Here is a 5681-nt window from a genome sequence, read left to right on the forward strand (position 1 = left end):
GAGAATCTGGACGAGACCAAAGGGGAACGCGCCCGGCTGGAAGAAGCCCTGCGGATCAACCAACCGCTGGCGACGGCGTATTACATGAAAGAAGAGTTTCGCCACTTCTGGGAGCAGGGGAGCCCGAAAGACGCCGCCCGGTTTCTGGACGACTGGTGTCGGCGGGCCGAGGCGTCCAAGCTGTCGGTGTTGCAGAAGATGGCGAGTTCTTTCCAGATGCACCGGACCGGCCTGCTGAACTACCATCGCTGTCCGATTTCGACCGGCCCCCTCGAAGGGGTGAACAACAAAATCAAGACCCTGCAACGACAGGCCTATGGCTACCGTGACCAAGAATTCTTCCACCTTCGCATTTACTCAATCCATCGAGCCAAGTACGAACTTCTCGGATGAGCCGAATAAGTTGTCGCGCGGCATCCCGCTTCTGTGTGACAGGGGAAGGCGAGTCCCCCTGCGGAAAGCGGTTCAAATGATACAAGGACGGGTCAACGCCGTATGCGCCGGCGCCTTCCCAAAGCACCCGGTTGTCGCGGTTCAACTCTTCCTGCGTCACTTGACGCGTGCCGATGATGTTCCGCACCCACTGGTAGGCCGACGAGATTCGCTCCTGTGTGTAGAACCGGCCGTCGATCCATCCTTGGTCGATCCAGTGCGAAATGCGAGACTGAATGGTGGCCTCCAGCGGCGAAAACGCCAGATCGATGTTAACCGTCGTCCCGCCGCCAACCGCCTCCCCGCTCCTCACCAGCACGCCATTGTCTGACGTTGCCGCCACCCCGCCCCGGAACATCAACTTGGGGTGGCTCATCGTGTCCATCGAGCCCCAAACAACAAACGGGCCCTGCTCGATCAACACGACCCGCTTCCCGTTTTTTTGCAGTTCATGCGCCACGGTCGCCCCGGCCGGTCCCGCGCCGATCACAAGGTAATCGATGGTCCCTTTTTTCGGCCGGATCGTCTGGGTTTTCGGGTCATAGACAAGCGTTCCCGGCGGAATCGTCGGAGCGTTCAACTTCGCGTACACAGCCGGGTTGCCCACGAATGTGGCCGGGGCTTGAATGCCCGTTAGCGGCACGGCAAGAGGCAGGCCCCAAATGGCGGACAGGTACGTCTCGCGGCAGAGCATGGCGACCTCCGCTGATGCCGGTGCCGCCGGTCCGTCAAAGAAGAAGGAGAAGACGGAGGTTGCGTCGGCCCGGTCCAATCCGCCGAATCCGCCGGTGGCGGCCAGGAATCGCTGGACGGCCGGATTAGAAGAACCTTTCAGCACGTTATAAAATGGCAACCCCTGCGGCTGCGTCAAGCCAGTCAGGATTGCCATCATGTCTCCCTGGGCCAGCGCGTCCAGCAGACCGGCGCTCACACCCGCCGCGATTGCTCGAATCTCCGGCAAGATTTGCGGCGGGATGGGCAATTGCCCCGTAGGAAACCACAAATCAAACAAGGCTTCGTGTGTGCGGCGGATGGAATCTGGAATGGCCATCGTGTCCTCGAAATCGTGGGTGCGAGATATTAAAAACACCAATTCTGACCGGATTCTGCGAGTCCAAATGTCCGCCGGGCGGTGTTTGATCTGCTCGTCGGTCCATGAGGGCCCGTCGAGAAGGCTCTCGGAGTCGTTGGTGTGACATTGGAATGCGGTCTGCCAACTAGAATACGCCCGTATGCCGCGGAATCAGAATTTTATCTCCGCACATGCTTGCTTTCTGACCGGCATATGGCAGTCAAGTTGTTTCCAATGCTAACTCTCGCTTAAGTTCGGCGATCAAGATCGCAAACCCTTCGGAATCGGCCGGAATCACTTTTGAGTAGTCCACGTCATAAGAAACAAGCGTTTGCTTCGCGTTTCAAGAGGCGACGAAGTCCCACAGTACTTTGGCATCAACGACCTCGTCCTCGGAGCCCTCTTTATCACGGTCAACGAGGAAGTGCGGCTGCAAGGCTCCCATTCAGGACCGAAGACTTGCAGGGACAATGCGAGGTATTCGTCATATTCACCCTGCCGACGAGCAGCGATTGCCTGACGGGCGCAAAGTTGGCGTGATCTTGAGGGGTGGGCGCGGGCGACATGACGGGACGTTACCCGAACGGGGTGGCTTGGACGCGGGAGGTCATGCGTGCGGGCGATCAAGCAGTGACGGGGATTGCGTTTGAGAAGGAGGAAGAAGAGCAGATGACTCAGGCGCCGTGCCTGGCCCGGATAAATCACGCTCCCATCGGGACACCAACCCGTCCTCCGGGTCAATCACTTCACTGATCTGACGGAACCCGTTCTTGGCGAGCACACGCGACAATGCCACATTGTCCGGTTTGGTATGGGCTCGAACGAGGCGGACCAGGCCGCTGGCGAATGCGAACTCGGTCAGCGCCCCGGCCGCCTCGGTGGCGAATCCTTTGCCTCGGTGAACCTCGTCGATGCCATAAGCCACCTCGACAACGCCAGCATCAGGCGGTCCTTTGAACGCGCCCACGCCCACGGCAGCCCCGCTGACCCGTTCGACGGCTGTGTAACTGAGGGCCCAAGGGTCGCCAACTGCCGTTACCCGCACTCGGGCGATCCAGTCCGGGGAAACTTCGGCCCGGTCGGCCGGAGGCATCGAGTCGATCCACGCGAGCGCTTCGTCGGGTGTCTGGAGAATCAGGTCAAGTCTTGATGCGGGGATTACGACTGACGCCACCGATTCCACTCCTTCGTCTGATTGACGACACAAAAAGCCTTCACGTCCTACTTGCCCACCAACAGTTTCGGCAGTTCCCTCTTCAGGTCCGCCATCCTGCCTTCCGTGACCTTGGTCTCGTACAGGCGCAGCCCGGTCAGTTTTTTCAACCCGGCTAATGGCGGCAACGAACTGTCGGTCAGGTAGGTATTGTACCCGAGGTCGAGGTGCGTCAGGTTCTTCAGCCGCGCGAGGGCGGCCACGTCAGAGTCGGTGGCGTCGGTCGATTCCAGGTTCAGGTACTCCAGGCCGGTCATTGCCGCCAAGTGCCGGAACCCGTCCGGTCCGATGGCGTTGGCGGCGAGGGTGAGAGATGTCAAGCCGTCGAGGGCGCTGATTGCCTTCACCCCTCCGGCGGTCACGTGAGACGACTGAATGAGCAGCATGTTCAGTCCCTTGACTTGCTTGAGGCAGGCCAGTCCCTTGTCAGTGACGGCCACCCCGTTCAGGTGCAGGCTCCGCAGGCCGGTGGCCTTGGCGAGGTCTTCCAACTGCCGGTCGCCGATCCCGGCGCCGGTGAGCCGCACGGTGCGGATTTTAGGCAGCAACGCCCATTTCACGCGGGGGCATGTCGCCGACCGGCCGTCCGGCGCGGAGGCGTGAAGTTCAACCTCCGTCAGCGCCGGCAAGACAGCGAGGTCAGACGCCAAGTCAACAGACCCGTTGTCAGAATGGAGGGCGAGGGTTCTCAGGCGAGGCAGTTTCGCAAGGTGCGGGATGGCGTCGCGCACCGACCCGCTTTGGGGATTCAACCGGACGTCGGTGACAAATCCGTCCCGGTCAACCGAAACATCGGCGGCCATTTTCTTCAAAGCGGTGACAGAGGTCTGGTCGTCCTCCTGCCCGACGGCGACCGTTGCCACGAGCAGAACGGCCAGGGTGGCGAGTCGGGATTGAAGCATGTGTGACTCCCAAATGGACGTCAATCCGTTGGATATTGCACATGCCATATCCCAACACTGTCCATCGATTTATGAGTTAGGTGTTAGCGTAAACCGGCCGACTGGCCGGGTCAAACATCATCCGGTGAGTTTGCTTGTCCGCTCGCGGCCGAGGGCGCACTTGACCAGGGCACGAGCCACATCAGGCTCCGTGATCTGGCGATCTGAAATCGCCTTGCGGGCGACAAATTTGGCGTGATCTTGAGGGGTGGGCGACATGGCGGGACGACAGACGAGCGGGGTCGCTCGGGCAAGGGGGAGGTCGATGTCTGATCATTGCCTTTTCCCAAATCCGCTGCTCGCTGACCGACGTCCGGCGCCACGCCGTCGGTCAGTGCGGTGCGACCGTTAGCGTTAGCTCCAAGGGCGGGCCGGAGTCGCCCCCGGGACGGCTTGCCAACCGGCGGGCCAGCGACCAGCCGTCCAATTCGCGGACCGATTGCCCTCGCCCACCGGCGAGATAAATCCGGTCCGCCTCGACGGCGAACCCCGTGAATCCGTCACCCCCGCCCTCGTATCGCAGCCGGTCGCCCGGCTTGTCGGACCTCGTGTCCACCACAATTGCCTCGTCGTTTTCGCGGTTGGCCACGAAAAGCCAGTCGCGATAGACGGCCAACCTGATCGGATTCGTCCACTCCCTCGTGTTGTCGGCGTTCGGGGCGAAGCGGATGTCGCCGCTGAGCCGCCACCCGGTCGTGTCGATCACCCGGACGCCGGACTTTGATTGGAACATACCGGCGTACACCTTGTTCCCGTCCCGGTTGAACGCCAAGGCGAACGGGCTGCCACTGTCCGCCTCGTCAGGACGCTCCGCCGAGACCGGCTCCGCCAAGTTGACCGTCGCGACGTACCGCCTCACGCGGATGTCGTAGACCGCCAAGAACGACTGCCCGACGAGCTTCGACCGCCCGTCGGCGTGTTCCTTCGGCTTCCGAGTCGCTTTCGAGAAGTCGATTGGCCCGTCCGGCGGGGTCCAGCCTCGCTGGATGCCGAGCGTGACGAACCGTCCGTCCGGCGAGACGGCGACCGCCCCGATTCCCCGCCCGCCCGGCGGGTAGGCGACGGTCGTATGGTGGTAAGTCTTCGGGTCGATCAGGTGGAACTCGTCCTTCTTGTTCGACGCGAAGACGACGAAAGACCCGTCCGGCGCGACCGCCATCGCCCCCTCGCCCCCGAGCGGCAGTCGTTTGACGACGCGGAGTGTGGCCGGGTCCATGACGAGCACGAACTCACTGAACGTCTGGGCGACGAAAAGGCGGTCGGCGGCCGAGACAAGCGGCCCGCCCGCGCACTCATGGGCTTTTCTCGCCGGCAAGCCGGCTTTCGGATCGGCCGGGACCTCGTAGGCGTCGAGCAGGGTCTCCCGAAGGGCCTTCCCGCTCAACAGGTCGTGGGCCGAGACACGGCCGGAGTGGAAGCCGCTGACGAAAAGAGTGCCATCCCGCACGGCAAGGTGGCTGGGTCCGTTGCCGAGCCGCACCTCACGCACGGCGACTTCGGAAGTCGGCGGGACTGGCTTCGGGCGCGGCGCGTTCCAGCCAAACAGGCAACCCGCGAGAGCAGCAGCGACCACCGTGCCGTGCGTCATGATTGGAAACACCTTAACCCCCGTCGGCCGCCGAAGTTCTAATTCGATAACATCCCCGCGCAAATCATTCCGGCTCTCATGTTTTGAAGAATGTATCACGCCCGGCGGCGGGTCGCAATGAGCATGCCCTGACCGCACATCGGCACTTCGCGATGGAGCATCAGGTCAAATCTCCTTGACAACCACTTCTGGCAGGGCTACTCAGAGGTTGATCTTGGGTCAGTGAGGAAGTCCAGTGCACGTCTCGGGTCGGCGGCGAACTCGCGGGTGGCGGCGGCCATGCTCGGCGTGTCCATCCCGCGCAGCACATGAACGGCCACGTTTCGCAGCGAGGCCAGCACCCGCGGGGCAGCTCCGCGCCGCACGCGACACCGGTCCTCCCCCAAGGTTTCGTCTCGCGTATAGTGCAAACCGTTTTCAATTCCCCAATGCGCC

At 62.1% G+C, this 5681-nt stretch carries 5 protein-coding genes and 1 pseudogene; 1 reads left to right on the forward strand and 5 read right to left on the reverse strand.

Features of this window, described 5'->3' with window-relative positions; genetic code table 11:
• Positions 1-393, forward strand: a 393-nt coding sequence (locus BGIM_RS60710; protein ID WP_162136334.1) for a transposase, incomplete at its 5' end; no start/stop codon positions are given.
• Here BGIM_RS60710 and BGIM_RS0138885 read toward each other — a convergent pair.
• The 5 genes and pseudogenes from BGIM_RS0138885 to BGIM_RS68505 all read right to left on the reverse strand — a co-directional run.
• Positions 293-1483, reverse strand: a complete 1191-nt coding sequence (locus tag BGIM_RS0138885) for an FAD-dependent oxidoreductase (RefSeq protein ID WP_020475008.1) — start codon at positions 1481-1483, stop codon at positions 293-295. The genes BGIM_RS60710 and BGIM_RS0138885 overlap by 101 nt on opposite strands.
• Positions 1484-2111: 628 nt before the next feature.
• The gene (locus BGIM_RS59035) at positions 2112-2678 is read right to left on the reverse strand and encodes a GNAT family N-acetyltransferase (protein ID WP_157369761.1); all 567 of its coding nucleotides are present in this window, start codon (positions 2676-2678) and stop codon (positions 2112-2114) included.
• 47 nt (positions 2679-2725) lie between these two features.
• Positions 2726-3619, reverse strand: coding sequence for a leucine-rich repeat domain-containing protein (locus BGIM_RS0138900; RefSeq protein ID WP_020475011.1), 894 nt, complete (start codon positions 3617-3619; stop codon positions 2726-2728).
• A 370-nt stretch (positions 3620-3989) separates the two neighbouring features.
• Entirely contained in the window at positions 3990-5246 is a 1257-nt protein-coding gene (locus tag BGIM_RS54750; RefSeq protein WP_157369762.1) for a YncE family protein, read from the reverse strand.
• A 197-nt stretch (positions 5247-5443) separates the two neighbouring features.
• Positions 5444-5681, reverse strand: a pseudogene (locus tag BGIM_RS68505) (ISAs1 family transposase); the annotation flags it as partial.

This window comes from Zavarzinella formosa DSM 19928, from assembly GCF_000255705.1.
In the GTDB taxonomy this organism is placed as follows: Bacteria; Planctomycetota; Planctomycetia; order Gemmatales; family Gemmataceae; genus Zavarzinella; species Zavarzinella formosa.